This window comes from Ralstonia nicotianae, assembly GCF_018243235.1.
In the GTDB taxonomy this organism is placed as follows: Bacteria; Pseudomonadota; Gammaproteobacteria; order Burkholderiales; family Burkholderiaceae; genus Ralstonia; species Ralstonia nicotianae.
The window spans coordinates 3576947-3602112 of sequence record NZ_CP046674.1; the positions used below are offsets into that span (position 1 = coordinate 3576947).

25 protein-coding genes are annotated in these 25166 nt (G+C 68.3%); 15 read left to right on the forward strand and 10 right to left on the reverse strand.

What is annotated here, in order from left to right:
• The first annotated feature begins 109 nt into the window (after positions 1-109).
• Together GO999_RS16515 and GO999_RS16520 are read left to right on the forward strand one after the other, a co-directional pair.
• Positions 110-613 (forward strand): copper chaperone PCu(A)C, encoded by a 504-nt coding sequence (locus GO999_RS16515; RefSeq protein ID WP_019717325.1) that lies wholly within the window; start codon positions 110-112, stop codon positions 611-613.
• 48 nt (positions 614-661) lie between these two features.
• Positions 662-877 carry a hypothetical protein gene (locus tag GO999_RS16520; protein ID WP_197369098.1) on the forward strand — a complete coding sequence of 72 codons (216 nt, stop codon included), beginning with the start codon at positions 662-664 and terminating at the stop codon, positions 875-877.
• Between the two features lie 41 nt (positions 878-918).
• Here the strand turns inward: GO999_RS16520 and GO999_RS16525 are convergent, their stop codons facing one another.
• Genes GO999_RS16525 through GO999_RS16535 form a run of 3 tightly spaced genes read right to left on the reverse strand, consistent with a single transcriptional unit; the run spans position 919 to position 1982 of the window.
• Complete coding sequence (locus tag GO999_RS16525; protein ID WP_021155362.1) at positions 919-1161, reverse strand: cysteine-rich CWC family protein; 243 nt, start codon at positions 1159-1161, stop codon at positions 919-921.
• Positions 1161-1376 (reverse strand): zf-HC2 domain-containing protein, encoded by a 216-nt coding sequence (locus tag GO999_RS16530; protein WP_028852417.1) that lies wholly within the window; start codon positions 1374-1376, stop codon positions 1161-1163. The genes GO999_RS16525 and GO999_RS16530 overlap by 1 nt, the downstream gene beginning before the upstream one ends.
• 12 nt (positions 1377-1388) lie before the next feature.
• On the reverse strand, positions 1389-1982 hold the full coding sequence (locus GO999_RS16535; protein ID WP_011000001.1) for a sigma-70 family RNA polymerase sigma factor: 594 nt from the start codon (positions 1980-1982) through the stop codon (positions 1389-1391).
• A 175-nt stretch (positions 1983-2157) separates the two neighbouring features.
• Here GO999_RS16535 and argB point away from each other — a divergent pair, with 175 nt between their 5' ends.
• From argB to slmA, 3 genes are read left to right on the forward strand one after another with little or no spacing between them, the layout of a single operon-like run.
• The gene (gene argB, locus GO999_RS16540) at positions 2158-3090 is read left to right on the forward strand and encodes an acetylglutamate kinase (protein ID WP_011000000.1); all 933 of its coding nucleotides are present in this window, start codon (positions 2158-2160) and stop codon (positions 3088-3090) included.
• On the forward strand, positions 3090-3953 hold the full coding sequence (locus GO999_RS16545; protein WP_211906415.1) for a pyrimidine 5'-nucleotidase: 864 nt from the start codon (positions 3090-3092) through the stop codon (positions 3951-3953). The genes argB and GO999_RS16545 overlap by 1 nt, the downstream gene beginning before the upstream one ends.
• A 38-nt stretch (positions 3954-3991) precedes the next feature.
• Positions 3992-4663: a nucleoid occlusion factor SlmA gene (gene slmA, locus GO999_RS16550; RefSeq protein WP_211906416.1), complete on the forward strand. Its 672-nt coding sequence runs from the start codon at positions 3992-3994 to the stop codon at positions 4661-4663.
• A 58-nt stretch (positions 4664-4721) separates the two neighbouring features.
• Here slmA and pdxR read toward each other — a convergent pair whose 3' ends face one another.
• On the reverse strand, positions 4722-6251 hold the full coding sequence (pdxR, locus tag GO999_RS16555) for a MocR-like pyridoxine biosynthesis transcription factor PdxR (RefSeq protein WP_010999997.1): 1530 nt from the start codon (positions 6249-6251) through the stop codon (positions 4722-4724).
• A 117-nt stretch (positions 6252-6368) separates the two neighbouring features.
• On the opposite strand from pdxR, the gene gabT reads away from it, so the two are divergent.
• From gabT to GO999_RS16585, 6 genes are all read left to right on the forward strand, one after another.
• Entirely contained in the window at positions 6369-7649 is a 1281-nt protein-coding gene (gabT, locus tag GO999_RS16560; protein ID WP_211906417.1) for a 4-aminobutyrate--2-oxoglutarate transaminase, read from the forward strand.
• A 4-nt stretch (positions 7650-7653) separates the two neighbouring features.
• Positions 7654-9147, forward strand: coding sequence for an NAD-dependent succinate-semialdehyde dehydrogenase (locus GO999_RS16565; RefSeq protein WP_211906418.1), 1494 nt, complete (start codon positions 7654-7656; stop codon positions 9145-9147).
• Between the two features lie 279 nt (positions 9148-9426).
• Positions 9427-10638, forward strand: a complete 1212-nt coding sequence (gene metX / locus GO999_RS16570) for a homoserine O-succinyltransferase MetX (protein ID WP_010999994.1) — start codon at positions 9427-9429, stop codon at positions 10636-10638.
• Complete coding sequence (gene metW / locus GO999_RS16575; RefSeq protein WP_010999993.1) at positions 10635-11282, forward strand: methionine biosynthesis protein MetW; 648 nt, start codon at positions 10635-10637, stop codon at positions 11280-11282. The genes metX and metW overlap by 4 nt, the downstream gene beginning before the upstream one ends.
• A gap of 226 nt (positions 11283-11508) precedes the next feature.
• Positions 11509-12030: a phasin family protein gene (locus tag GO999_RS16580; protein WP_016722634.1), complete on the forward strand. Its 522-nt coding sequence runs from the start codon at positions 11509-11511 to the stop codon at positions 12028-12030.
• A gap of 165 nt (positions 12031-12195) precedes the next feature.
• Positions 12196-12954, forward strand: a complete 759-nt coding sequence (locus GO999_RS16585) for a tetratricopeptide repeat protein (RefSeq protein WP_165591710.1) — start codon at positions 12196-12198, stop codon at positions 12952-12954.
• An 85-nt stretch (positions 12955-13039) separates the two neighbouring features.
• On the opposite strand, the gene GO999_RS16590 is transcribed toward GO999_RS16585, so the two are convergent.
• Positions 13040-13234 carry a YbdD/YjiX family protein gene (locus tag GO999_RS16590; RefSeq protein WP_010999990.1) on the reverse strand — a complete coding sequence of 65 codons (195 nt, stop codon included), beginning with the start codon at positions 13232-13234 and terminating at the stop codon, positions 13040-13042.
• Between the two features lie 49 nt (positions 13235-13283).
• Positions 13284-15344 (reverse strand): carbon starvation CstA family protein, encoded by a 2061-nt coding sequence (locus GO999_RS16595; RefSeq protein WP_019717313.1) that lies wholly within the window; start codon positions 15342-15344, stop codon positions 13284-13286.
• Positions 15345-15645: 301 nt separating this feature from the next.
• On the opposite strand from GO999_RS16595, the gene GO999_RS16600 reads away from it, so the two are divergent.
• From GO999_RS16600 to otnI, 3 genes are read left to right on the forward strand one after another with little or no spacing between them, the layout of a single operon-like run.
• Complete coding sequence (locus tag GO999_RS16600; protein ID WP_028860016.1) at positions 15646-17109, forward strand: cache domain-containing protein; 1464 nt, start codon at positions 15646-15648, stop codon at positions 17107-17109.
• Positions 17106-17738, forward strand: coding sequence for a response regulator (locus tag GO999_RS16605; RefSeq protein WP_016722636.1), 633 nt, complete (start codon positions 17106-17108; stop codon positions 17736-17738). The genes GO999_RS16600 and GO999_RS16605 overlap by 4 nt, the downstream gene beginning before the upstream one ends.
• Positions 17739-17790: 52 nt before the next feature.
• Positions 17791-18579, forward strand: coding sequence for a 2-oxo-tetronate isomerase (otnI, locus tag GO999_RS16610; protein WP_211906419.1), 789 nt, complete (start codon positions 17791-17793; stop codon positions 18577-18579).
• Positions 18580-18652: 73 nt separating this feature from the next.
• Here otnI and GO999_RS16615 read toward each other — a convergent pair whose 3' ends face one another.
• The 3 genes from GO999_RS16615 to GO999_RS16625 form a co-directional block, all read right to left on the reverse strand.
• A complete protein-coding gene (locus tag GO999_RS16615; RefSeq protein WP_019717309.1) occupies positions 18653-19117 on the reverse strand; it encodes a DUF3617 domain-containing protein in 465 nt (154 codons plus the stop codon).
• A 126-nt stretch (positions 19118-19243) separates the two neighbouring features.
• Positions 19244-20083: a winged helix-turn-helix domain-containing protein gene (locus tag GO999_RS16620; RefSeq protein WP_019717308.1), complete on the reverse strand. Its 840-nt coding sequence runs from the start codon at positions 20081-20083 to the stop codon at positions 19244-19246.
• Positions 20084-20927: 844 nt separating this feature from the next.
• Positions 20928-22796 (reverse strand): phosphoenolpyruvate carboxykinase (GTP), encoded by a 1869-nt coding sequence (locus tag GO999_RS16625; RefSeq protein WP_010999984.1) that lies wholly within the window; start codon positions 22794-22796, stop codon positions 20928-20930.
• Between the two features lie 421 nt (positions 22797-23217).
• On the opposite strand from GO999_RS16625, the gene GO999_RS16630 reads away from it, so the two are divergent.
• Positions 23218-24246, forward strand: coding sequence for a D-2-hydroxyacid dehydrogenase family protein (locus GO999_RS16630; RefSeq protein ID WP_019717307.1), 1029 nt, complete (start codon positions 23218-23220; stop codon positions 24244-24246).
• A 25-nt stretch (positions 24247-24271) separates the two neighbouring features.
• Here the strand turns inward: GO999_RS16630 and GO999_RS16635 are convergent, their stop codons facing one another.
• The gene (locus GO999_RS16635; protein WP_010999982.1) at positions 24272-25162 is read right to left on the reverse strand and encodes a DODA-type extradiol aromatic ring-opening family dioxygenase; all 891 of its coding nucleotides are present in this window, start codon (positions 25160-25162) and stop codon (positions 24272-24274) included.
• Positions 25163-25166 lie beyond the last annotated feature (4 nt).

The following is a 25166-nucleotide window of genomic DNA, read 5'->3' on the forward strand; positions in this document are numbered from 1 at the left end:
TTCTGGCCACGTCATGCGTCAATCAGACGCACAATTGTGCACCCAACGCCCCACGCGATCAGCGCTGTGCTTTAATGCGCGGCACATTTGTCCCGATCAGGAGCCTTTCATGCTGAAGACCGATCCGATCCCATCGTCCCTGCGCCTGGCCGTGCTGGCCGCCGGCGTGTTCGCCAGCGCCGCCGCGCTGGCCCAGGTGACGGTGCGGGACGCCTGGGTGCGCGGCACCGTGCCGGGCCAGACCGCGACCGGCGCGTTCATGACATTGCAGGCGGCCGACGGCGCCAGGCTGGTGGGCATCTCCACGCCGGCCGCGGCCAGGGCCGAGATCCACGAGATGAAGATGGAAGGCGACGTGATGCGCATGCGCGCCATCCCGGCGCTGCCGCTGCCCAAGGGCGAGACCGTGCAGCTCAAGCCGGGCGGCTATCACGTGATGCTGCAGGACCTGAAGCAGCCGCTGGCCAAGGACGCTACCGTGCCCCTCACGCTCAAGGTCGAGCTGGCCGACCACCGCATCGTCGAGCAGAAGGTCGACGCCAAGGTGCGCGACCTGACCGCCGGCAACATGCCCGCCATGAACCACGACCACGGCGGCGAACACCAACACTGATGACCCGCGGCGGGTGTCGCTGCGGGCCATGACCGACTGCAGACCCACATGGCCAACAAAACACTTGGCACCCGCCAGAAACTGACCTTCCGCATCGAGCCGTCCACGCGGGCCGGCACCGCGCGCCCGCGCAACATCCTGGTACCGCTGGCACGCGGCCGCAAGGCCGGCGCCCACACCGACGGCGACCACGCCGAACGCCAGCGCGGCTGCGCCGATGTGCGCCGCGCGCTACGCACGATGAACGAAGACGACAAGGAATAGGCGAAACGGGCGCCGGCCATCGGCACCGTCTCGCCGCCGGCTCAGCCGCGCGCCGCCCCGGCCCGCGCGATCGCCTCGCGCAGGCAGCGCGGGCACAGGCAGCCCTGGCCGGACTGCAACGCACCGGTCGGCAGGTGCTTTTCGAGCCGGCACCAGCAGGCGGCGTCCGGCTGCATGCCGTCGCCAATGGCCCCGCAGCGCAGCGCCGCCCCGCAGGCCGCGCAGACCGCATTGGCCAGCGCCGGCTGCCCCGGCGCGGCGAGGACGGGGGCCGGCGCGGCCATCAGCGCGGACCGCCCTCGGCGTCGTCTTCGTGGCCCAGCCGATGCATCGCCTGCCGCAGGAAGCGCATCTGGTACGAGAACCGGGTACACGCATCGCACGCGAACAGGTGCACGCGCAGGCGCAGGCGCTCGCCGGCGGACAGATCGCGGTCCAGGCCGCTCACCACCACGCGGTGCGCTTCTTTGCAGGTGAGCATTCCCCAACGATTCGGCATGGTCTTCCCCGGTTATGCGGCCGCGCCCTGGTTGCCGAACCAGTGCAGGTCCAGGCACGCGCGCAGGCGCATGCGGGCACGGTACAGCAGTGCCCAGGCATTGGTCGCCGTGATCTCCAATTCCTGACAGATCTCGTCCGTCTCCAGCTCCAGCCACTCGCGCATCATGAAGACGCGGCCGACGCGCGGCGGCAGGCGGTCGACGCACATCTGCAGGATGTCGAAGAACTCGCGCCGCGACAGCGCTGCATCGGGGTTGCCCCAGTCGGACGGCGGCGTCAGGTAGTGGCCGTCGGCGGCGAACAGGGCATCGAAGACGGCCTCGTCGGTGCGCTGGTCGGTCTCGTCGGATGCGCCGCCCGCAAGCAGCGAGACGCGTACTTCGCGCCGCCCCGAGCGGATCGCGTCGATGATCTTGTGCTTGAGGATGCCGATCACGTAGGTCTTGAGCGAGGCGTTGCCGGCGAAGCGCTCGGGGTGCTCCAGCACGGCGAGGACGGTATCGGCGACCACGTCCTCGGCCAGTGCCGGATCACGCAGCTGCAACTGCGCAAAGCGCAGCAGGTGCGGGCGCAGGGCGTCGAGCTGCTCGGGTGCGATGGTCATGTTTCCCCACGGGTGTCTGCCGCCGGCAACGATCGTGCCGGACACGCGCATCGCGCCCGGGACCGCGCCGGCTTTTCTTGTAAAATCCCGCCTGCCGAAAAAAGGCGGCGCCGCTTTGTGCAGCGCGCGACATTCGGCGTTCCATCATACCCCGCCCAATCCGGATGTCACCGTCATGACCGCTTCTGTTGCCGCCGCCCCCGACCCTGCTGGCCTCGATCCCGAACTCGCCCATATCGCGCCCGCGCTCAAGGCCGAGATCCTCGCGCAGGCGCTGCCCTATATCCGCAAGTTCCACGGCAAGACCATCGTCATCAAGTACGGCGGCAACGCCATGACGGAAGAGAAGCTCAAGCACGGCTTCGCGCGCGACGTGATCCTGCTCAAGCTGGTCGGCATGAACCCGGTGGTGGTGCACGGCGGCGGTCCGCAGATCGACGATGCGCTCAAGAAGGTCGGCAAGACCGGCACCTTCATCCAGGGCATGCGCGTGACCGATGAAGAGACCATGGAAGTGGTCGAGTGGGTGCTCGGCGGCGAAGTCCAGCAGGACATCGTCATGCTGATCAACCAGTACGGCGGCCAGGCGGTCGGCCTGACCGGCAAGGACGGCGGCCTGATCCGCGCCAAGAAGCTGAAGATGCCGGACCGCGAACAGCCCGGCCAGTTCATCGACATCGGCTTCGTGGGCGATATCGAGACCATCAACCCGGCCGTGGTCCGCGCGCTGCAGGACGACGCCTTCATTCCCGTCATCTCGCCGATCGGCTTCTCCGACGACGGCCAGGCCTACAACATCAACGCCGACGTGGTGGCCGGCAAGATGGCCGAGATCCTCAAGGCCGAGAAGCTGGTGATGATGACCAACATCCCCGGCGTGATGGACAAGCAGGGCAACCTGCTGACCGACCTGTCGGCGCGCGAGATCGACGAGCTGTTCGCCGACGGCACCATCTCGGGCGGCATGCTGCCGAAGATTTCGTCGGCGCTGGATGCCGCCAAGAGCGGCGTGAACTCGGTGCACATCATCGATGGCCGCATCGAGCATTCGCTGCTGCTGGAAATCCTGACCGAACAGGCGTTCGGCACGATGATCCGCTCGCACTGATGCGCCCGGCCCGGGCGCCCCGGGCGCGCCATGCCGGGCGCGCCTGGCCGCGAGAGGTTCCGGCGCCCGGCCTGCCGCGGCGGCAGCCGGTCTGGCTGTTCGACCTCGACAACACCCTCCACCACGCTTCGCACGCGATCTTCCCGCAGATCAACCGTCTGATGACGGCCTACGTGGCGCGCGTGCTCGGCACCGACGAGGCCACCGCCAGCCGGGTCCGCGTCGACTACTGGCGCCGCTACGGCGCCACCATCCTCGGCATGGTGCGCCATCACGGCGTCGATCCCGACGATTTCCTTGCCCAGGCCCACCGCTTCGACGACCTGCGCGCCATGGTACGCGCCGAACGCGGCCTGGCCCAGCTGCTGCGCGCGCTGCCCGGGCGCAAGATCCTGCTGACCAACGCTCCGGCCGCGTACGCGCGCGAGGTGGTGCGCCACATCGGCCTGCGGCGCGCCTTCGCACGCGAGATCGCCGTCGAGCACATGTGGGTGCACCGGCGCCTGCGCCCCAAACCCGATCCGCTGATGCTGCGCCGGCTGCTGGCGCGCGAACGCATCGCGCCGTCGCGCGCCATCCTGGTCGAAGACACGCTTTCGCACCTCAAGCGCTACCGGCGCCTGGGGTTGAGCACGGTGTGGGTCACCGGCTACCTGCGGCGCGTGGCGCCCGGCGTGGTCCCGGCAGCGGCCGCCGATGCACTGCACCCGATGCAGGCCGCCGCGCTCGGCGCGCGTGCAAATTCGCCACAACGGCAACCCGCCGCGCCGATTTTGTTCGCCAACCGGCCCGGCTATGTGAGCGTGAAAGTAAAATCGGTGCTTCAACTACAACGAAGGCTTGTCCGCCACGGTCGTGGTTAGCGACAAGCCGCGCGGACGGGAGAGGGGCCCGACAACTCATGAGCAACGCGCAGACAGGCTTTCCGCCGGCCGAGCTACAGCCGCAGCCGCAGCCAGCCGCCGAAGCACCCGCAACGCCCGCAACGCCCGCCCGCAAGCGCCCGCGCCCCGGTGAGCGCCGCGTGCAGATCCTGCAGACGCTGGCCAGCATGCTGGAGCAGCCGCGTGGCGAAAAAATCACCACGGCCGGTCTGGCCGCCAGGCTGGATGTCTCCGAAGCCGCGCTCTACCGGCACTTCGCCAGCAAGGCGCAGATGTTCGAGGGGCTGATCGAATTCATCGAGCAAACCGTGTTCGGCCTGATCAACCAGATCACGCTGCGCGAAGAGCACGGCCTGCGCCAGGCCCACGCCATCGCCCACATGCTGCTGTCGTTCGCCGACAGGAACCCGGGCATGACGCGCGTGCTGGTGGGCGACGCGCTGGTCGGCGAGGACGAACGCCTGCCCGAGCGCATGGCGCAGTGCATGGACCGCATCGAGGCCTCGCTCAAGCAGAGCCTGCGCGTGGCGGTCACGCAGGGCGCCTGGCCGGCCGACGCCGACATCGCATCGCGCGCCAACCTGATCGTCTGCGTGGTGCTGGGGCGCTGGCACCGCTACGCCAAGAGCGGCTTCCGCAGGTCGCCGGTGGAAGGGGCGGAGGCGCAGTTGCGGGTGCTGCTGGGCTGACCCGGCCGCCCGAAGGAACGCCCCGCCATGCGGGGCTTTTTTTGCGCCCGGACGCGGCTCACCCCGCCGCGCGGATCGCCTCGGCCAGCACCGCGAAGCGCCCCCCGATCGCCTCAGTCTCCACATGCCCATAGCCAAGCAACAGCCCGGGCTGGCGGCGCGCGTCATCCTGGTAATAGCGCGACAGCGGCCGTGTGACGACATCGCGCGCCAGCGCCGCTTCCACCACGGCGACATCGTCGGTGCCCGGCGGCAGGCCCAGCACGAGGTGCAGGCCGGACGCGCCGTCGTGCACCGGCAGCGCCTCGCCGAACTCGCGGCGAATGGCCTCGAGCAGCGTTTCGCGCCGCTCGGCATAGACGCCGCGCATGCGCCGGATGTGCGACACGAAATGCCCCTCGGCGATGAACTCGGCCAGCACTGCCTGCGTCAGGATCTGCCCGCCGCGGAACATCTCCGACAGCCCTGTCGCAAAGGCCTCGGCCAAGGCAGGCGGCACCACCAGGTAGCCGATGCGCAGGCTGGGGAACAGCACCTTGGAGAAAGTGCCCATGTAGAGCACGCGCCCGCCCTCGTCCAGCCCCTGCAATGACGGCAGCGGGCGGCTGCCGTAGCGGAACTCGCTGTCGTAGTCGTCCTCGACGATCCACGCATCGGTGGCCTGCGCGGTGGCCAGCAGCTGGCGGCGGCGCGCCAGGCTCATCACCGAGCCGAGCGGGTACTGGTGCGAGGGCGACACCACCATCAGCTTGGGCGGCCTGCCGCGCTGGCGGCGTCCGGCGGCCTCGAAGCGCATGCCCTCGTCGTCCACCGGCAGCGGCACGGTGCGCACGCCGGCCGCGGTGAGCACGCTGCGCACGCCCCAGTAGCCGGGGTCTTCGATCCACGCGCTGTCGCCGGCGTCGCACAGCAACTGCGCGATCAGCTGCAGCGACGGGTGAATGCCGGCGGTGATGATGATCTGCTCCGGCTCGCAGCGCACGCCGCGCGCGGTGCGCAGGTAGTCGGCCAGCGCCGTGCGCAGCGGCAGGTAGCCGGCGCCCACCGGGTACGTCAGCAGCGCCGGCGACGGCTTGCGCAGCAGCCGGTTGTGCAGCCGCGACCAGGTCCGCGCCGGAAACATCCGCACCTCGGGCACGCCCGGCATGAAGGCGCCCCATTGGCGCGAGCTCGCACCGGCATCGCGCACCAGCGCCCGGCCGCGCGAAGACAGCATGGGCGCCGCGGGCATCGCCGCTTCGCTGATGCTGACGGGCGCGGCGGCCGGCGGCGGCGCGGCATCGAGCCGGTCCGGCACGGTATCGGCGACAAAGGTGCCGCTGCCCACGCCCGCCGACACATAGCCCTCCACGCCCAGTTGCTCGTAGACATGGATCACGGTGTTGCGCGCGATGCCCAGCTCCGCCGCCAGCTGCCGCGAGGAGGGCAGGCGCGTGCCGGGCTGCAGCTCGTCGCGCAGGATGCCTTCCTGCAGCATGCGGTAGAGGCGGCGGTGGTCGGGCTCGCCGCCGGGGCCGGCACGGTCGAAGCGGCGCTGCAGGTAGTCCACCAGCATGCTGGCGCGATGGGCGGGGGAATGTTCTGCCATGGCAAGGAGCGTGGCGCCGGATTGGCTCCATTAGAAAAACTCGATTGGGTCTCATTGTACGGGGCCAATGGCTGCCACACTGGCCCGCATCGCACCTTTTTCCGACGCCCGAACGCCATGAACGCCCGAGACCCCCAGCACAACGCCCAATGGAACGCCCGCCGCCTGGCCGCCACACCGCGCGGCGTCGGCGTCATGACCGACCGCTACGCGGAACACGCCGAGAACGCCCAGTTCTGGGACGTGGAAGGCAAGCGCTACATCGACTTCGCGGCCGGCATCGCCGTGGTCAACACCGGCCACCGCCATCCGCGCCTGGTGCAGGCCGTGCGCGAGCAACTCGAGCGCTTCACCCACACCGCCTTCCAGATCGTGCCGTACGCCTCGTACGTCGAGCTGGCCGAGCGCCTGAACACGCTCACGCCCGGCGCGCATGCCAAGAAGACGGCATTCTTCTCCACCGGTGCCGAAGCCGTGGAGAACGCCATCAAGATCGCGCGCGCCCATACCGGCCGCCCCGGCGTGATCGCGCTGACGGGCGCCTTCCACGGCCGCACCTTCATGGGCATGTCGCTCACCGGCAAGGTGGTGCCGTACAAGACCGGCTTCGGTCCGTTCCCGGGCAGCATCTATCACGTGCCGGCACCGATCGCGCTGCACGGCGTCAGCACGCAGGATTCGCTCGATGCGATCGGCCGCCTGCTCAAGGCCGACATCGACCCGCGCCAGGTCGCGGCCATCATCTTCGAGCCGGTGCAGGGCGAGGGCGGCTTCTACCAGATGCCCGCCGATTTCGTGCGCGCCCTCCGCGCCCTGTGCGACGAGCACGGCATCGTGATGATCGCCGACGAAGTGCAGACCGGCTTTGCCCGCACCGGCAAGCTGTTCGCCATGGAGCACACCGGCGTGCTGCCCGACCTGGTGACGATGGCCAAGGGCCTGGCCGGCGGCCTGCCGCTGTCGGCCGTCACCGGCCGCGCCGAGATCATGGACGCGCCCGCCCCCGGCGGCCTGGGCGGTACCTACGCCGGCAACCCGCTGGCCGTGGCCGCCGCGCACGCAGTGCTCGACATCATTGACGAGGAAAAGCTGTGCGAGCGCTCCGCCGCGCTGGGCCGGCGCCTGGTCGATGCGCTCGACGCCGCCAAGGCCGGCCAGCCGCGCATCGCCGAAGTGCGCGGCGTGGGCGCGATGGTTGCTATTGAATTCAACACGCCCGACGGCAAGCCCGATGCCGACTTCACCCGCACCGTGCAGCAGCGCGCGCTCGAAGCCGGCCTGCTGCTGCTATCGTGCGGCGTGTACGGCAACGTGATCCGCTTCCTGTTCCCGCTCACCATCGAAGACGCGGTATTCGAAGAGGGCCTTGCCATCCTGAAACACGCACTGGAGGGCTGACACCATGACCCGCACCGATCTGCCACCGGCACCGATCACGCTCAACGACCCGGCGCTGTGGCGCACGCAAGCCTTCCTGGCCGGCGCGTGGACCGATGCCGATGACGGCAGCACCCGCGACGTGACCGACCCCGCCACCGGCCGCGTGATCGGCACGGTGCCCGCGATGGGCGCCGCGGAGACGCGCCGCGCCATCGAGGCCGCGCAGGCCGCGCAGCGCGCCTGGCGCAAGGTGACCGCGCGCGAGCGCGCCCGGATCCTGCGCAAGCTGGCCGACCTGATGCTGGAGCACCAGCAGGACCTGGCCCGTATCCTGACCGCCGAGCAGGGCAAGCCGCTGCCCGAGGCCACGGGCGAGATCGCCTATGCCGCCTCGTTCATCGAGTGGTTTGCCGAAGAGGCCCGCCGCGTCTACGGCGACACCATCCCCGCGCCGCAGGGCGACCGCCGCATCGTCGTCAACAAGGAACCGATCGGGGTGACGGCGGCGATCACGCCGTGGAACTTCCCCATCGCGATGATGACGCGCAAGGTCGGCCCGGCGCTGGCGGCCGGCTGCGCGATGGTGGTCAAGCCCGCGCTGGAGACGCCTTACTCCGCGCTGGCCTTCGCGGAACTGGCCGCGCGCGCGGGCGTGCCGGCGGGGCTGCTGTCCATCGTCACCGGCGACGCGCAGGGCATCGGCGGCGAGCTGACCGCCAACCCCGTCGTGCGCAAGTTGAGCTTCACCGGCTCCACGGCCGTCGGCCGCCTGCTGATGCGCCAGTGCGCCGACGACGTGAAGAAGCTGTCGCTGGAGCTGGGCGGCAACGCGCCCTTCATCGTGTTCGACGATGCCGATCTCGATGCCGCCGTGGAAGGCGCGATGGTGGCCAAATACCGCAACGCCGGCCAGACCTGCGTGTGCGCCAACCGCTTCTACGTGCAGCGCGGCATCTATGACGCCTTCGCCGCCAGGCTGAGCGAGGCCGTGCGCGCGCTGCGCGTGGGCAACGGTGCCGAGCCGGGCGTGCAGCATGGCCCGCTGATCCACCAGCGCGCGATGGACAAGGTGCGCGCCCACGTGGACAACGCCGTCGCGCAGGGCGCCCGCGTGCTCGTCGGCGGCAAGCCGCATGCGCTGTCGGCCCAGGGCGGGGCCTTCTTCGAGCCGACCGTCATCGTGGATGCCCGGCCCGGCATGCTGGTCGCGCACGAGGAGACCTTCGGCCCGCTGGCCGCGCTGATCCCGTTCGACACCGAAGACGAAGCCGTGGCCGCCGCCAACGACACCGAGTTCGGCCTGGCCGCGTATTTCTACACGCGCGACCTGGGCCGCGCGTGGCGCGTGTCGGAAGCGCTGGAGAGCGGCATGGTCGGCGTCAACACCGGACTGATCTCGACGGCCGAGGCGCCGTTCGGCGGCGTCAAGCAATCGGGCCTGGGCCGCGAAGGCTCCAAGTACGGCATCGACGAGTACCTGGAGATCAAGTACGTCTGCATGGCCGGGCTCGGCTGAGCCCGGGCGGGCGCGGGACGCATCGGGCGCATCAACCCATGGTGATGCGTCCGCCCCCGCTTGCTCTATAATCCCCACTTCCTGACGCGCCGATTTGACGACTGGCTTGCGGGCGCGCGGGAGCCTTGGCCGATCACCGGTTCGGTGTGTGCCCGGGCTCTCATTACAAATGCGGCTAAAGAGGTTCGGTCAGAACGGGGGCATGAGTCCGCCGTGCGCCACACAGAGCCCGATTGGTTGCGTTGTCAGCGTTGCCGGTCGGGTTTTTTCTTTGGCGCCATGACAGAACTCCAGGTGGATCCCGCCGCTTCCGCAGATCCGGCGGCCGCTGCCGACACCCCCCGGCATCCCGCCGCCACGCTGCCGCCCGACTCGGTCGGGCTGGTGGTACCCGAGCGCATGCACTTCGCCGAGCCGCTGCCGCTGCGCAACGGCTCGCAGCTCGTCGGCTACGACCTGATGGTCGAGACCTACGGCACGCTCAATGCCGAGCGCTCCAACGCCGTGCTCATCTGCCACGCGCTCAACGCCTCGCACCACGTGGCGGGCGTGCATGCCGAGGGCGAGGTCGGCTGGTGGGACAACATGGTCGGGCCGGGCAAGCCGGTCGACACCAACCGCTTCTTCGTCATCGGCGTCAACAACCTCGGCTCGTGCTTCGGCTCGACCGGCCCGATGAGCCCGCATCCGCAAACCGGCCAGCCCTACGGCGCGCGCTTCCCGGTGGTCACGGTGGAAGACTGGGTCAACGCCCAGGCGCGCGTGGCCGACCGCTTCGGCATCCGCCAGTTCGCGGCGGTGATGGGCGGCAGCCTCGGCGGCATGCAGGCCCTGGCGTGGAGCCTGATGTACCCGGAGCGCGTGCGGCACTGCGTGGTGGTGGCGTCGACGCCGAAGCTCTCGGCGCAGAACATCGCGTTCAACGAAGTGGCGCGCAGCGCGATCCTGTCCGACCCTGATTTCCACGGCGGCGACTACTACGCGCACAACGTCAAACCCAAGCGCGGCCTGCGCGTGGCGCGCATGATCGGCCACATCACCTACCTGTCGGACGAGGACATGGCCGAGAAATTCGGCCGCGAGCTCAAGGCCGAAGACATCCGCTTCTCGTTCGACGTCGAGTTCCAGGTGGAAAGCTACCTGCGCTACCAGGGCGACAAGTTCGCCGAATACTTCGACGCCAACACCTACCTGCTGATCACGCGCGCGCTCGACTACTTCGACCCGGCACTGGCCTATGAGGGCAGCCTGACCCGCGCCGTGGCGCACACGCGGGCCAGCTACCTCGTCGTCAGCTTCACCACCGACTGGCGCTTCGCCCCCGCGCGCAGCCGCGAACTGGTCAAGGCGCTGCTCGACAACAAGCGCCCCGTCACCTACGGCGAGATCGACGCGCCGCACGGCCACGACGCCTTCCTGCTGGAAGACGCGCGCTACCACGCGCTGGTGCGCGCCTATTACGAACGCATCGCCCAGGAGATCGGCGCATGACCCCGCAGACGCTCAACGCCATCGCCGCCGCATCGACGGCCGCGGCGGTGCCCGACATCCTGGCCGACCGCGCCGACTTCCGCGCCATCGCCCGCTGGATCGAACCGCGCTCCACCGTGCTCGACCTGGGCTGCGGCGACGGCAGCCTGCTGCGCGTACTGCAAAACGAGCTGGACGTGCTGGCCTACGGCATCGAGATCGACGACGCCGGCGTGCTGGCCGCCACGCAGAAAGGCTTGCACGTGATCCAGCAGAACCTGGAAGGCGGCCTGGCGCTGTTCGAAGACAAGAGCTTCGATATGGTGATCCTCTCGCAGACCCTGCAGACCATCCACAACACCGCGCAGGTGCTGCGCGAGATGCTGCGGGTGGGGCGCGAGTGCATCGTGTCGTTCCCGAACTTCGGCTACTGGCCGCACCGGCTGTCGATCTTCCGCGGGCGCATGCCGGTATCGAAATCGCTGCCGTACGAGTGGTACGACACGCCCAACGTGCGCGTGCTGACCATCCGCGACTTCGAGGCGCTGGCGCCCAAGGTCGGGCTGGTGATCCTCGACCGCGTCGTGCTGCACGAGGGCAGGGCGGTGCACTGGGGGGCCAACTGGCGCGGCAACGTGGCGGTCTATCGCGTGCGCGCGGGCTGATCCGGCCCGCCATGGCGGAAGCAAAAAGGGGCGCTCAGGCGCCTCTTTTATTTTGTTTCCGGATTTATTTATCGCAGAATTCACGGATTTTCGATTATCCAGCTTGACGTTGCGCGGCCGATTTCCGAAACTCCGTAGCGCAGCCGATCCTGTAAATCAATGCATTGCTATCCGTTCATAATCGAGACCCGATTATGCGAGGCACCCTACCCGAAGGAGAGTCTTAATGCTGAAAAGCGAACACGTGGCCGCCACGCACAAGACCGGCCTGGACGCCCTGGCCGAACTGACCGGCGCCGCGCTCAATAGCGTGGAAAAGCTGAGCGAACTGCAGTTCCAGACGGTCCGCGCCTCGCTGGAAGACAGCACCGAGCAGGGCAAGCGGGTCTTCGACGCGCGCAGCCTGCACGAACTGACCGCGCTGCAGAGCGAAGTGTCGCAGCCGACGGAAAAGCTGGTGGCCTATGGCCGCCACCTCTACCAGATCGCCGCCGGCACGCACGCGGAGTGGCGCAAGGTGGCGCAGACGCGCGCCAATGAACAATGCCGCATCGCCCTCGCCTGGGTGGACGACTATGCCAAGCAGGCCGTACCGGGCTCGGAGCCGGCGATTTCCTTCATGCGCACCACCATTACCGCCACCCAGCGCGCCTGCGACGCCTGGCAGGATGCCTCCGCCCACGCGATTCACCTGATGGATAATGCCCTGCAAGCCGGCGCCAAAATCGCCAAGAAAACCGGCGATTAATCGCAAGAGTTGAACGCATTTGAAAGGCCGCGGCATCCCCCGATGCCGCGGCCTTTCTTTTGCCCGCGCCGGATCGCCCGCGCCGGCAGGTGACCCGGCCACCGCGCCGACGCAGACCGGCGGGGCGCGCTACACTGGGCCCATCTTCGCGAAGAGGAGCGGGCGATGGGCAGGCGAACGCAGCAGCACGGCACCCCGCGCACCACCAGGATGACGCTGGCCGCGATCATGCTGGCGGCCGCCGAATGGACCGCGCCGGCCCGTGCCGCCACCTCGCCGGCGGACGCCCAGGGCGATGCCGCCGCCCTCACGCAGATCGCCATCGCGCACTACGAGCACAATGAGTTCGGCCGCGCCATCGACGAGTTCGCCGAAGCCGCTCAGCGCGGCAACCGCCTCGCCCAGTTCAACTACGCGATGATGCTGATGCGCGGCGAAGGCACCGTCGCGCAGCCCGAGGCGGCCGTCAAATGGCTGCGCCGCGCCGCCGACAACCAGATGACGCACGCGCAGTTCGCCTACGGCGAGCTGTTCGAGCGCGGCGAGCTGGTGCCGCGCTCCCTGCCGGAAGCCAACAAGTGGTACGAGCGCGCCGCCGCCGGCGGGCACATCGAGGCGCAGCGCGCGCTGGCGACCAACTACTTCACCGGCCGCGGCGTGCCGCGCGACTACGGCCGCGCCTTCACCTGGTACAAGAAAGCGGCGGAAGCCGGCGACGGGCCGTCGCAATACATCGTCGGCAGCTACTACGAGCGCGGCGAGCCCGGCGTGGTGGCGCAGGACATCGAACAGGCCAAGCTCTGGTACGGCCGCGCCGCGGCGCAGGGCGACCCCGGGGCGCTGGCCAAGCTGCGCGAGCTGGTGGAGAAGACCTACCGCGCCAAGCACGGCGATCCGCCCGCGGCCGCACGCCCCGCCATGTAGCGCACCCGCCAAGAAAAAACCGCCGGGCATGTCGCCATGCCGCGGCGGTCGTCCTGCTCTCTGGGTCTACCCGACACGTTCGTCGTCAACAACACCGTCCCACGCGGCCCTTGTAGCGTGCGTCCTGGCGTTCGCGGAAGAATTCCTCGTACGTCATGACCGGCTGGTCGGGATGGGTTTCCTGCATGTGCCGGACATACGTGTCGTAGTCCGGCACGCCGACCATCAGGCGCATCGCCTGGCCCAGGTACCGGCCGAGGGATTCGATCTCTTCGCGCATGGTCGTGTCTCCTTGAGCGAGGGCGGCATGCCGCCCTCGGATGCGGGCGTCAGTGCGTGGCGCCCAGCGCTTCGTACGGCGTTTCGTTGACCGTCGGGCGAGCCTGGGTGCGCGCCTTCAGCACGGTGCGCAAGCCGTACCAGGCAATGCTGACGACCACCAGCACGAACAGGCCGCACAGGAAGGCATCGATGCGATCGTTCAGCACGATCTGCTGCATCTGCGCCATCGACTTGGCCGGGGCCAGCAGCTTGCCGGCGGCAATGGCGTCGGCAAACTTGTTGGCGTGCGACAGGAAGCCGATCTTCGGATCCGGGTGGAACAGCTTCTGCCAGCCGGCCGTCAGCGTGCAGACCAGCAGCCACGCGGTCGGCAGCAGCGTCACCCAGACGTAGCGGTCGCGCTTCATCTTGATCAGCACGCAGGTGCCCAGCGTCAGCGCGATCGCCGCCAGCATCTGGTTGGAGATGCCGAACAGCGGCCACAGCGTATTGATGCCGCCCAGCGGATCGACCACGCCCTGGTACAGGAAGTAGCCCCACAGCGCGACGGTCGCCGCCGTGGCGATCAGGTTGGCCGTCAGCGACTCGGTGCGCTTGAGGGCCGGCACGAAGGTGCCCAGCAGATCCTGCAGCATGAAGCGGCCGGCACGCGTGCCCGCGTCCACGGCGGTCAGGATGAAGAGCGCCTCGAACAGGATGGCGAAGTGGTACCAGAACGCCATCATGGCCTGGCCGCCCACCACCTGGTGCAGGATGTGCGCCATGCCGACCGCCAACGTCGGCGCGCCGCCCGCACGGGCCAGGATGGTGTTCTCGCCGACGTCCTTGGCGGTCTGCAGCAGCACGTCCGGCGTGACGACGAAGCCCCACGTCGACAGCGTCTGCGCCACCGCGTCGGCGGTGGTGCCCACCAGCGCGGCCGGCGCGTTCATCGCAAAGTACACGCCCGGGTTGATGACCGAGGCGGCCACCAGCGCCATGATGGCGACGAACGATTCCATCAGCATCGCGCCGTAGCCGATGAAGCGCGCTTGGAGTTCGTTCTCCAGCATCTTGGGCGTGGTGCCCGACGAGATCAGCGAGTGGAAGCCCGACACCGCGCCGCACGCGATGGTGATGAACAGGAACGGGAACAGGTTGCCCGACCACACCGGACCGTTGCCCGCCGCGAACTGCGTCAGCGACGGCATCTGCATCTGCGGCGCGACGATCAGGATGCCGATCGCCAGCGCCATGATGGTGCCGATCTTCAGGAAGGTCGACAGATAGTCACGCGGCGCCAGCAGCAGCCACACCGGCAGCACCGAGGCGACGAAGCCGTAGCCGATCAGCATCCAGGTCAGCGCCTTGCCGTCGTATGTGAACAGCGGCGCCAGCGTGGCGCTCTCGTGCACGGCCTGCCCGCCGATGATGGCGAGCATCAGCAGCACGAAGCCGATGATGGACACCTCGCCGACCCGGCCCGGGCGGATGAAGCGCACATACAGGCCCATGAAGATGGCGACCGGGATCGTCGCCGCCACCGTGAAGGTGCCCCACGGCGAACCGGCCAGCGCCTTCACCACGATCAGCGCCAGCACGGCGAGGATGATGATCATGATGAGGAACGCGCCGAACAGCGCGATCAGGCCGGGCACCGTGCCCATCTCCGATTTCACCAGGTCGCCCAGCGAGCGGCCGTCGCGGCGGCTGGAGATGAACAGCACGATGAAGTCCTGCACCGCGCCGGCGAACACGACGCCGGCCAGGATCCACAGCATGCCCGGCAGGTAGCCCATCTGCGCGGCGAGCACGGGGCCGACCAGCGGGCCGGCGCCGGCGATGGCCGCGAAGTGGTGGCCGAACAGCACGTACTTGTTGGTGGGAACGTAATCGAGCCCGTCGTTGTGACGCCAGGCCGGCGTCTTGCGAGTGCCGTCCAGGCCGAGCACCTTGTCGGCGATGTAGCGGCTGTAGTAACGGTATGCGATCAGGTAGATGCATACGGCGGCCACCACCACCCACAGCGCGCTGACCGCCTCCCCGCGCGCAAGCGCGACGGTGGCAAAGGCAAACGCGCCAAGAATGGCGACAACCAGCCAGATCAGGTGTTGCCTGACGAAGCTCATGTCGGTCTCCTCGAACCTTGGTCGAAGTTGCTGGATGCGGGGTGTTGGTTCACCCCTGCCGGCCGGCGTGCCTGACACAAGGCGAAATCCGTTCCCCGGTTTCGTTTGCGCGGCCGCAAGCATGGTCTCCCCGCCTATCTGTCGACGGGGAGGCCGTGTAGTATTTGCCAGCCTGGCCCTGCACCACAAGCGGAGAACTACGCAGCACTGCTCCGTAGTACTACGCAGACCCCTTTCCCATGCATTGTAGATTGCGCAATCGCGCTGTCGTGCTGCGGTGCACGATCCCAGCGCGTCCGTCATGAAGCTTCGCCAAAAGATCCTGCTGCTCGCCGTCGCGCCGCTGACCATCGCCATGCTGGCGATCATGCTGACCGTGCGGCACCAGTCGATCGCCCTGGCGCAGCACGAGCGGCAACTGGTGGAATCGGCCTACCTGCAGGCCAAGGAGGCCGAGCTGCGCGCCCACGTGAAGCTGGCGCGCAGCGCGATCGCGCCGCTGCTGGCCTCCGGCCGCAGCGACCAGGCCACCCGCGACGAAGCCATGCGGACGCTGGCCCGCCTGGATTTCGGGCCGGACGGCTACTTCTTCCTCTATGACCTGCGCGGCCGCAACCTGATGCATCCGCGCCAGCCCGAACTGGTCGGCCGCGACCTGTGGAGCCTGACCGACGCGCGCGGCCAGCCCACCATCCAGAGACTGGTGGCCGCCGCGCAGACCGGCGGCGGCTTCGTGCGCTACCTGTGGGACAAGCCCTCCAGCCACCAGAGCGTGGCCAAGCTCGGCTATGTGGAGCCGATTCCCCAATGGGGCTGGATGGTCGGCACCGGCCTGTACCTGGACGATGTCGAGCAGACCCTGCGCGAGATCGACCGGCGCGCGCAGGCCAATATCGATCAGACCCTGGCGTGGGTCGTCGCCATCGCCGCGGTGTGCATCCTGCTGGTGGCCGGCAGCGGGCTGGCGCTCAACGTGAGCGACCACCGCGAGGCCGATGCCAAGCTGCGCCAGCTGGCGCAGCAGGTGGTGCACTCGCAGGAGGACGAGCGCGCGCGCGTGTCGCGCGAGCTGCACGACGGCATCAGCCAGGTGCTGGTCTCGACCAAGCTGCTGCTCGAAACCGCGCACGGCCACCTGGAGCCGCCGCCCGGCCACGCGACGCCACCGGGCGCGCCCGCGACCGACAAGGCCGCCGGCATGCTGCGCCGGGCGCTGGACCGCCTCAACGGGGCGCTGGGCGAGGTGCGGCGCGTATCGCACAACCTGCGCCCCGCGCTGCTGGACGATCTCGGCCTGGCCGCCGCGCTGGAGCTGCTGGTGCGCGAGACCCGCGAAGCCCACGAAGACCGCCAGCCCGGCTTCGCCATCACCCTGGAGACCGCCGGCCCGCCGGTGCAGTTGCCGGACGCGTGCAACACGGCCTTCTTCCGCATCGCGCAGGAGGCGGTCTCCAACATCGAGCGCCACGCCACGGGCGCCACGCGCATCGGCCTGCTGCTCGAGAACGATCTCGATGCGGTGCGCCTGTCGATCCGCGACAACGGCCCGGGCTTCGACGTGGAATCGGTCCAGGTCGACCCCGAGCACGGCATCGGCCTGCGCAACATGCGCGAGCGCATGGCCGCCCTGGGCGGCACCTGTACCATCGTCTCCGGCCCGCACGGCACCGAAGTCGGCGTGGCGTTGCCGCATCTCGTGATCGCCCGGCTGGCCTCGGCCGCCGCGTCCTCATCCGCTTCCGTTTCCGCTTCCCCGTCCGCATGAACACGCCCGTCAAACTTCTGCTGGTCGACGATCACCCGCTGGTGCGCGATGGCGTACGCGTACGGCTCGAGGCCGTGCCGCACTTCGCCGTGGTGGGCGAAGCGGGCGAGGCCGATGGCGCACTGGAGGCCGCCCGGACCCTGTCACCCGACCTCGTACTGATGGACATCGGCATGCGCGGCATGAACGGCATCGCGCTGACCGAGCAATTCGGCGAGCGCTTTCCCGAGATCGCCGTGCTGGTACTGTCGATGCACGACAACCTGGAATACGTGCGGCAGGTCATGCGTGCCGGCGCGCGCGGCTATGTGCTGAAGGACGCGCCCGCCCGCGAGCTGGTCGAAGCGATCGACGCGGTACTCGCCGGACGCCCGTTCTACAGCGCTCAGCTGGCGATGCGCATGGCCGAGCAGGCCGTGGCCCCCACGCCGGCGGAGGCGCTCACGCCGCGCGAGCGCGACATCCTCGACGGCGTCGCGCAGGGGTGGTCGAACAAGCGCATCGCCGATGAGCTCGGCCTATCGGTGCGCACCGTCGAATCGCACCGCCTGAACCTCAAGCGCAAGCTGGGCATCGAAGGGCAGGCCGAGCTGGTGAAGTTCGCGGTGGAAGCGGGCAAGGAGCGCTGAGGCTCGCCGCTCATCAGCCCATCGCCGCCACCCGATCCGAGGAGCCCCTGTCATGCCACGCTTTGCCGCCAACCTGACGATGATGTACCCGGAACATGCGTTCCTCGACCGCTTCACCGCCGCCGCGCGCGATGGGTTCGAAGGCGTGGAATTCCTGTTCCCTTACGACTACGACAAGACCGAGCTGCGAACGCGGCTGGACGACAACGGCCTCGCACAGGCGCTGTTCAACGCACCGCCGGGCGACTGGGCGGGCGGCGAGCGCGGCATCGCCTCGCTGCCCGGCCGCGAAGACGAATTCAAGCGCGGCATCGCCACCGCGCTCGACTACGCACAGGCGCTCGGCAATACGCGCGTGCACGTCGTGGCCGGCCTGATCGGCCCGCACGACGATCGTGCCCGCCACCACGCCACCTACGTGCAGAACCTCGCCCATGCGGCGCGCGAGGCGGCCAGCGCCGGCATCACCATCGTGCTGGAGCCGATCAACACGCGCGACATGCCGGGCTTCTTCCTCACGCACCAGGCCCAGGCGCACGCGGTCTGCCGGGAAGTCGGCGCGCCCAACCTGAAGGTGCAGTTTGACCTGTATCACGCGCAGATCATGGAGGGCGACCTGTCGGTCAAGCTGCGCGAGTACATCGACGGCATCGGCCACGTGCAGATCGCGGGCGTCCCCGATCGCCACGAGCCGGACGAGGGCGAGCTGAACTATCCGCACCTCTTCGCGCTGATGGATGCGCTCGGCTACCGCGGCTGGGTCGGCTGCGAATACCGGCCGCGCGCCGGCACCAGCGAAGGACTGGAATGGTTCAGGCGCTGGCGCGCGCACCAGCGCTGACCGCGCCCGGCAAAAGCAGCGGCCGGCACTGTCTGCACAGGCCGGCCGCGCTGGTCTGGCACACCGTGCCGGGTTACGACTTGCAGGCGCCCAGGTAGCGGCCCTGATAACGGAATCCGCTGGTCACCGGACCGAACTGCGGATGCTGGACCCGGCTGGTGCCGGCAATGTCGAAGCGCGTCGCCGACAGCGGGCCGCTCGCTTCCATGGTGCCCGGACCGCCCGTGTGCGTGGCGTCGCACGACACGGCGACCTTCAGCGTGCCAAGCGTGTGGCTCCAGCGGGTGATGCGGCACCCCGGCATGTCGCGGACGAACGAACGCTCGAAGGCCGCGCGGACGTCGGCCGCATCCTTGGGTGCGATGCAGTCGGTATGCGTGACGGAAGCATGCTGCCGGCCCTGCTCGTCGGGCATGGAAACCGGCTTCCCATTGATGCTGAACGACATCTGCCCTTCCCACTGACCCGGCGTCATTTCCTGCGCCTGCGCGCCCACGGCCAGTCCGGCCAGCACCATGCCGCTCCACCACCACTTCATCATCGATTCCCCTCGATATTGATTGCTTGACACAAATAAACACGCCAACGCCCTTCATCTCGCGGCCTGCGAGGCGAAGGGCGTTGTCGATACGATCCTGTCTTGTTGGCCAAACCGGCGCTCAGCTCAGGCGTTCAGGCGGGCCGGCTCCCGGGCAGCGCGGGTACGGGCCGAAGGGCCTTCATAAGCCGAAGACTCATCATGCTCGCGCGCCGCGACCTCGAATTGCGCGTCGATCGCCTCGCCGGATGGCCCCTGGTGGACACCATTGCCGACCAGCAGGCGATAACCGCCGCCGCGCACGGTCTGGATCAGGCCATCGCACAGCGTGCCCTCCAGCGCCACGCGCAGTTTGCGGACGTGCACATCGACCGTGCGTTCGCCCACGAAGACCTGGTTGCCCCAGACGCGGTCGAGCAGCTGGGTGCGCGAATGCACGCGCTGCGGATGCGCCACCAGGAAATGCAGCAGGCGGAATTCCAGCGGGCTCAGCGCGATCGGCCGCGGCCCCTCGTCCGTCTGCGCGGTCACGCCCAGCGTGAGCGGGTCAAGCCGCAGGCCGTTGATCTGCAGGATCTCGTCCCCCTGCTGCGGCGAGCGGCGGCGCAGCACGGCACGAATGCGGGCATGCAGCTCGCCCACATCGCAGGGCTTGACCACGTAATCGTCGGCGCCGGCATCGAGTGCCGCGATCTTGGCGCGCGCGTCGCCGTGGCGCGACAGCACGATGACCGGCAGGCTGCGCGTGTGCGCGCTGGCACGCAGGACCAGCAGCATGTCGATCGACTCGCATTCCGGCCAGTTCCACTCCATCAGCAGCAGGTCCGGCTGCGATGCCTGCATCGCGGCCTGCGCCTGCGCCGGACTGTCGACGCGCTGGGCGTGGTGTCCGCCATCGCGCAGGGACAACGACAGTCGCTCCCCCTCAGCCTGGTCCTGTTCAACCAGCAAGATCTGAATGCCCACTTGTAAAACCTCCCGTCTAACCCAGCCGACAAATATCCGGCGAGCGGCCTGAGGCCGCGCTCTTCTGTCTGCGGTGCGCGTTGTTATGAAGCCATGCGGGCGTTGCGCGTTCGCCCGCATGTCCACGGCAGTCCGCCGGCCCTTGCGGGCCGTCGGGAGGTCGTCGAAATGCTGCCTGTCCCGTCGACGACGGTCCGCGGTCTGACCGTGACCACCAGGGTGACTCGGACGGGTGATTGGGTCCCGAGGCACGGATGCCGATGCCGCCGCGCATACAATCGTTTGCACAGCGACCGTGACGGCACCCGCCTATCGGCCGGCGCGCCCCCGCGCACCGGGGGACAGGCGCATGGCCCATCCGCTCGAAGACTTGACCCGCCTTCCCTGATCCGAGTCTGTTGTCCGGTTTTCATCCTTGGATTCTAGAATGGCGAAAACCAGTTTTTCGAAATTATAAGAATCCACTCTGCATTCGTCAGTAGGATTTTTTACATTTTCATCATCTTGTTGAGAAATGTCCACCGAGACCAATACGGCTGACACACGCACTTCACAAACCCTTATCCGGCGCGGCTTTCCACGAATCCACCGCCTTAAGGATTCGTAAAATGCATAACCAGTCTTTTATTATGCTCTTTGAACCATAATGAATTCCCGGCGCCAATACGGGAATCTTTACAACTCACTTTTACGAAACTTAAATCAAGCAATCTTTTTTGCTTAAAAGGGGTAATTCGAGAAATCTAAGCCTTTCGTATTACTGCCCAAAAAAAGGGCGGGCCAGGCAAAAAAAAAGCCCGCGCAACGCGCGGGCTCAGCCCATCTATCCGGCAGCGATCGGCGATCAGCCCTGCAGGCGGGCCTCCAGACGTGCCTTGGCTTCCGGCAGCGCCTGCGGCAGGTGATGCGCCAGCTGGGCGAACAGCTCGGCGTGCAGCGTCAGTTCCTGCTGCCAGGCCTGCGCATCCAGCGAGATCACCTTGGCGAACTGCTCGGCGGAGAAGTCCAGCCCATCCCAGCGCAGCTCCTCGTAGCGCGGCGACACGCCAAAGACATGCTCGTCGCCGCGAGCCTGGCCTTCGATCCGGTCGATCATCCACTTCAGCACGCGCATGTTCTCGCCGAAGCCCGGCCACACGAAGCGGCCCTGCTCATCCTTGCGGAACCAGTTGACGCAGAAGATCTTCGGCAGCTCGGCGCCGCTCTTGGCCAGCTGGTCGCCCAGCTTGAGCCAGTGCGCGAAATAGTCGGCCATGTTGTAGCCGCAGAACGGCAGCATGGCGAACGGATCGCGGCGCACCACGCCCTGCTGGCCGACGGCGGCGGCGGTGGTTTCCGAGCCCATCGTGGCGGCCATGTACACGCCTTCGGTCCAGTCGCGCGCTTCGGTCACCAGCGGCACGGTGGTCGAGCGGCGGCCGCCAAAGATGAACGCATCGATGGCCACGCCGGCCGGGTTGTCCCACTCCGGATCGATCGACGGGCACTGCGCAGCCGGCGCCGTGAAGCGCGAGTTCGGGTGCGCGGCCTTGCGGCCGGTTTCCTTGGCGATCGCCGGGGTCCAGTCCTGGCCTTGCCAGTCGGTCAGGTGCGCGGGCGGCGTGTCGGTCATGCCTTCCCACCACACGTCGCCGTCATCGGTAAGCGCGACGTTGGTGAAGATGACGTTTTCCTTGAGCGTGGCCATCGCGTTGAAGTTGGTCTTCTCGCCCGTGCCCGGCGCCACACCGAAGAAACCGGCTTCCGGGTTGATGGCGTACAGGCGCGTCTGACCGTTGGCGTCCTGGCGCGGCTTGATCCAGGCGATGTCGTCGCCGATGGTGGTGACCTTCCAGCCGTCGAAGCCGGCCGGCGGAATCAGCATCGCGAAGTTGGTCTTGCCGCAGGCCGACGGGAAGGCCGCGGCCACGTGGTAGGTCTTGCCCTCGGGCGAGGTCACGCCCAGGATCAGCATGTGCTCGGCCAGCCAGCCCTGGTCGCGGCCCATGGTGGAAGCGATCCGCAGCGCGAAGCACTTCTTGCCCAGCAGCGCGTTGCCGCCGTAGCCCGAGCCGAACGACCAGATCTCGCGCGTTTCCGGGAAGTGCACGATGTACTTGGTCGGGTTGCACGGCCACGGCACATCCTGTTCACCCGCGGCCAGCGGCTTGCCGACGGTATGCACGCACGGCACGAACTCGCCGTCGGCGCCCAGCACGTCGTACACGGCACGGCCCATGCGGGTCATGATGCGCATGTTGACGGCCACATACGGGCTGTCGGACAGCTCCACGCCGATGTGCGCGATCGGCGAGCCCAGCGGGCCCATCGAGAACGGCACCACGTACAGCGTGCGACCGCGCATGCAACCGTCGAACAGGCCGTTCAGCGTCTGGCGCATCTCGGCCGGGGCGGTCCAGTTGTTGGTCGGGCCCGCGTCTTCCTGCTTCTGCGAGCAGATGAAGGTCCGATCCTCCACACGCGCCACGTCCGAGGGGTCGGACAGCGCCAGGTACGAGTTCTTGCGCTTGGCGGGATTGAGCTGCTTGAGCGTGCCGGCGGCGACCATCTCGGCGCACAGGCGGTCGTATTCCTCCTGCGAGCCATCGCACCAGACCACGCGCTCCGGCTTGGTGAGCGCAGCGATCTCGCTGACCCACGCCACCAGCCGCGCGTGTTTCACATAGGCGGGCACGTTCAATGCGGGAACACCCTGCATCACGGGTTGATTCATGACTCAAACTCCAATGGAAGTGAAAAGGAAAGCGGTGGAAGATCCACACGGCAGGCCAGGCACACCCCCGCGTCAGCGGACCGGAAAGCGATCGACGGCACAGCGCGAGCGTGCCGGATCAGCGGTTTCCAGGCGAAGAGGCGAGACGGGTGGAGGAACGGCGGCCGTGCTGATTTCACATTCAGTTACAAAGCGAAGCGCGACGGGAACGGGGATTTTTCCGGGCGGCGGTGGCCGCGTGCGCTAAAGTGACGACACACACAAAAATAGGACTCGTCACAAGCGGGGCTGCGCAATTTGCGTGCCCGCGGCGGGCAATCCGAACGTCGTGCAAGATTGTCATGCGACGAGGGATGGGAAGAATACCACCGCAAGGGACCGCTGTTTTTTGCTGCGCACCATTGTCCGAAGTGAGATGTCGATGAAGATTGCCGTACTGGACGACTACCAAGACGCCGTTCGCAAGCTGGATTGCTTCAGCCTGCTGCAAGACCACGAAGTCAAAGTATTCAACAACACCGTCAAAGGCGTGGGGCAATTGGCCGCACGGGTGGCCGACGTGGAAGCCATCGTGCTGATCCGCGAGCGCACCCGTGTGACGCGCCAGTTGCTTGACCGGCTGCCCAAGCTCAAGATCATCAGCCAGACCGGTCGCGTGTCACGCGACGCCGGCGGGCACATCGACCTGGAGGCCTGCACCGACAAGGGCGTCGTCGTGCTGGAAGGCAAGGGCTCCCCGGTGGCGCCGGCCGAGCTGACCTGGGCGCTGGTGATGGCCGCGCAGCGCCGCATCCCGCAGTACGTTGCCAGCCTCAAGCATGGCGCGTGGCAGCAGTCGGGGCTGAAATCGACCACGATGCCGCCCAACTTCGGCATCGGCCGCGTGCTGAAGGGGCAGACGCTGGGCATCTTCGGCTACGGCAAGATCGGCCAGCTGGTGGCCGGCTACGGCCGCGCCTTCGGCATGAACGTCCTGGTGTGGGGGCGCGAGAACTCGAAGGAGCGCGCCCGCGCCGACGGCTTTGCCGTGGCCGAGTCGAAGGACGCGCTGTTCGAGCAGTCCGACGTGCTGTCCGTCCACCTGCGCCTGAACGACGAGACGCGCGGCATCGTCACCGTGGCGGACCTGACCCGCATGAAGCCGACCGCGCTGTTCGTCAACACCAGCCGCGCCGAACTGGTCGAAGAGAACGGCATGGTGACGGCGCTCAACCGCGGCCGCCCGGGCATGGCGGCCATCGACGTGTTCGAGACCGAGCCCATCCTGCAGGGCCACACGCTGCTGCGCATGGAGAACTGCATCTGCACGCCGCACATCGGCTACGTGGAGCGCGAAAGCTACGAGATGTACTTCGGCATCGCCTTCCAGAACATCCTCGACATCCTGCAGGGGAATGTCGACAGCGTGGCCAACCCGACCGCGCTGGCGCCGGCGCTGATCCGCGCCTGAGGTCAGCCGTCGCGCGGCCCCGGAGTCAGGCCGCGGCGCGCAGCTGCGGCTGGTTGGCGCCCGCGCCGTCGAAGCGGAAGCTGTCCATCGCCAGCGCGCCGTAGGTGACGGTGTCGACCACGTGCCGGGCCTGCACGCCGCCCGGCGTGGCCTGCTCCGGCTGGCCCATGGCGGCACCCAGGGCCACGTACAGCGGCATCAGGTGCTCGTCGGTCGGGTGGGCGTGGGCGGCATGCGGCGCCCGCGCGCGGTAGTCGCAGAAGGTGGCGAAATCGCCGGTGCGGATGCCTTCGGTCATGGCTTCGACCATCCATTCACGGAAGGCCTCCACCCACGGCTCGACCGGCACCCCGTGCTGTGCCATGCCGGCGCCGCGCATCAGCGCCCGCAGGTTGTGCGTGAAGCTCCCGGAGCCGATGATCAGCACGCCTTCGTCGCGCAGCGGCGCGAGCGTGCGGCCCATCGCCATCTGGCAGGCCGGCGACAGGCCCGGCATCAGCGAGACCTGCACCACCGGGATGGTCGCCTCGGGCAGCATCAGCATCAGCGGAATCCACGCGCCATGGTCGAGCGGCTGGCGCGGGTCGAGCACGGTGGACGCCTGCTCCTCCAGCCCGGGCACGATATTGCCGTCGATCAGCGTGCGGATGCGCTCGGCCAGCACGGGCGCACCCGGCGGGGCGTATTCCAGTGCGTACAGCTGCGGCGGGAAGCCGCCGAAATCGTGCCACGCCTCCTGCTGCGGGCGTGCCGTCACGGCGGGGCGGCGTGTCATCCAGTGCGGCGACACCACCACGATGGCACGCGGCGACAGCGCCGCCACGTCTCGCCCGAGCGCCGCCAGGGCCGCGCCGACAGGACCGGGATCAGCCGCCAGCATCGGCGACCCATGGGAGAGATAGAGCACGGGAAGCATGTCA

Coding starts and splice junctions, on each gene's coding strand:
- GO999_RS16515 (WP_019717325.1), top strand. CDS start 110: ATGCTGAAGACCGATCCGATCCCATCGTCCCTGCGCCTGGCCGTGCTG.
- GO999_RS16520 (WP_197369098.1), top strand. CDS start 662: ATGGCCAACAAAACACTTGGCACCCGCCAGAAACTGACCTTCCGCATC.
- GO999_RS16525 (WP_021155362.1), bottom strand. CDS start 1,161: ATGGCCGCGCCGGCCCCCGTCCTCGCCGCGCCGGGGCAGCCGGCGCTG.
- GO999_RS16530 (WP_028852417.1), bottom strand. CDS start 1,376: ATGCCGAATCGTTGGGGAATGCTCACCTGCAAAGAAGCGCACCGCGTG.
- GO999_RS16535 (WP_011000001.1), bottom strand. CDS start 1,982: ATGACCATCGCACCCGAGCAGCTCGACGCCCTGCGCCCGCACCTGCTG.
- argB (WP_011000000.1), top strand. CDS start 2,158: ATGACCGCTTCTGTTGCCGCCGCCCCCGACCCTGCTGGCCTCGATCCC.
- GO999_RS16545 (WP_211906415.1), top strand. CDS start 3,090: ATGCGCCCGGCCCGGGCGCCCCGGGCGCGCCATGCCGGGCGCGCCTGG.
- slmA (WP_211906416.1), top strand. CDS start 3,992: ATGAGCAACGCGCAGACAGGCTTTCCGCCGGCCGAGCTACAGCCGCAG.
- pdxR (WP_010999997.1), bottom strand. CDS start 6,251: ATGGCAGAACATTCCCCCGCCCATCGCGCCAGCATGCTGGTGGACTAC.
- gabT (WP_211906417.1), top strand. CDS start 6,369: ATGAACGCCCGAGACCCCCAGCACAACGCCCAATGGAACGCCCGCCGC.
- GO999_RS16565 (WP_211906418.1), top strand. CDS start 7,654: ATGACCCGCACCGATCTGCCACCGGCACCGATCACGCTCAACGACCCG.
- metX (WP_010999994.1), top strand. CDS start 9,427: ATGACAGAACTCCAGGTGGATCCCGCCGCTTCCGCAGATCCGGCGGCC.
- metW (WP_010999993.1), top strand. CDS start 10,635: ATGACCCCGCAGACGCTCAACGCCATCGCCGCCGCATCGACGGCCGCG.
- GO999_RS16580 (WP_016722634.1), top strand. CDS start 11,509: ATGCTGAAAAGCGAACACGTGGCCGCCACGCACAAGACCGGCCTGGAC.
- GO999_RS16585 (WP_165591710.1), top strand. CDS start 12,196: ATGGGCAGGCGAACGCAGCAGCACGGCACCCCGCGCACCACCAGGATG.
- GO999_RS16590 (WP_010999990.1), bottom strand. CDS start 13,234: ATGCGCGAAGAGATCGAATCCCTCGGCCGGTACCTGGGCCAGGCGATG.
- GO999_RS16595 (WP_019717313.1), bottom strand. CDS start 15,344: ATGAGCTTCGTCAGGCAACACCTGATCTGGCTGGTTGTCGCCATTCTT.
- GO999_RS16600 (WP_028860016.1), top strand. CDS start 15,646: ATGAAGCTTCGCCAAAAGATCCTGCTGCTCGCCGTCGCGCCGCTGACC.
- GO999_RS16605 (WP_016722636.1), top strand. CDS start 17,106: ATGAACACGCCCGTCAAACTTCTGCTGGTCGACGATCACCCGCTGGTG.
- otnI (WP_211906419.1), top strand. CDS start 17,791: ATGCCACGCTTTGCCGCCAACCTGACGATGATGTACCCGGAACATGCG.
- GO999_RS16615 (WP_019717309.1), bottom strand. CDS start 19,117: ATGAAGTGGTGGTGGAGCGGCATGGTGCTGGCCGGACTGGCCGTGGGC.
- GO999_RS16625 (WP_010999984.1), bottom strand. CDS start 22,796: ATGAATCAACCCGTGATGCAGGGTGTTCCCGCATTGAACGTGCCCGCC.
- GO999_RS16630 (WP_019717307.1), top strand. CDS start 23,218: ATGAAGATTGCCGTACTGGACGACTACCAAGACGCCGTTCGCAAGCTG.
- GO999_RS16635 (WP_010999982.1), bottom strand. CDS start 25,162: ATGCTTCCCGTGCTCTATCTCTCCCATGGGTCGCCGATGCTGGCGGCT.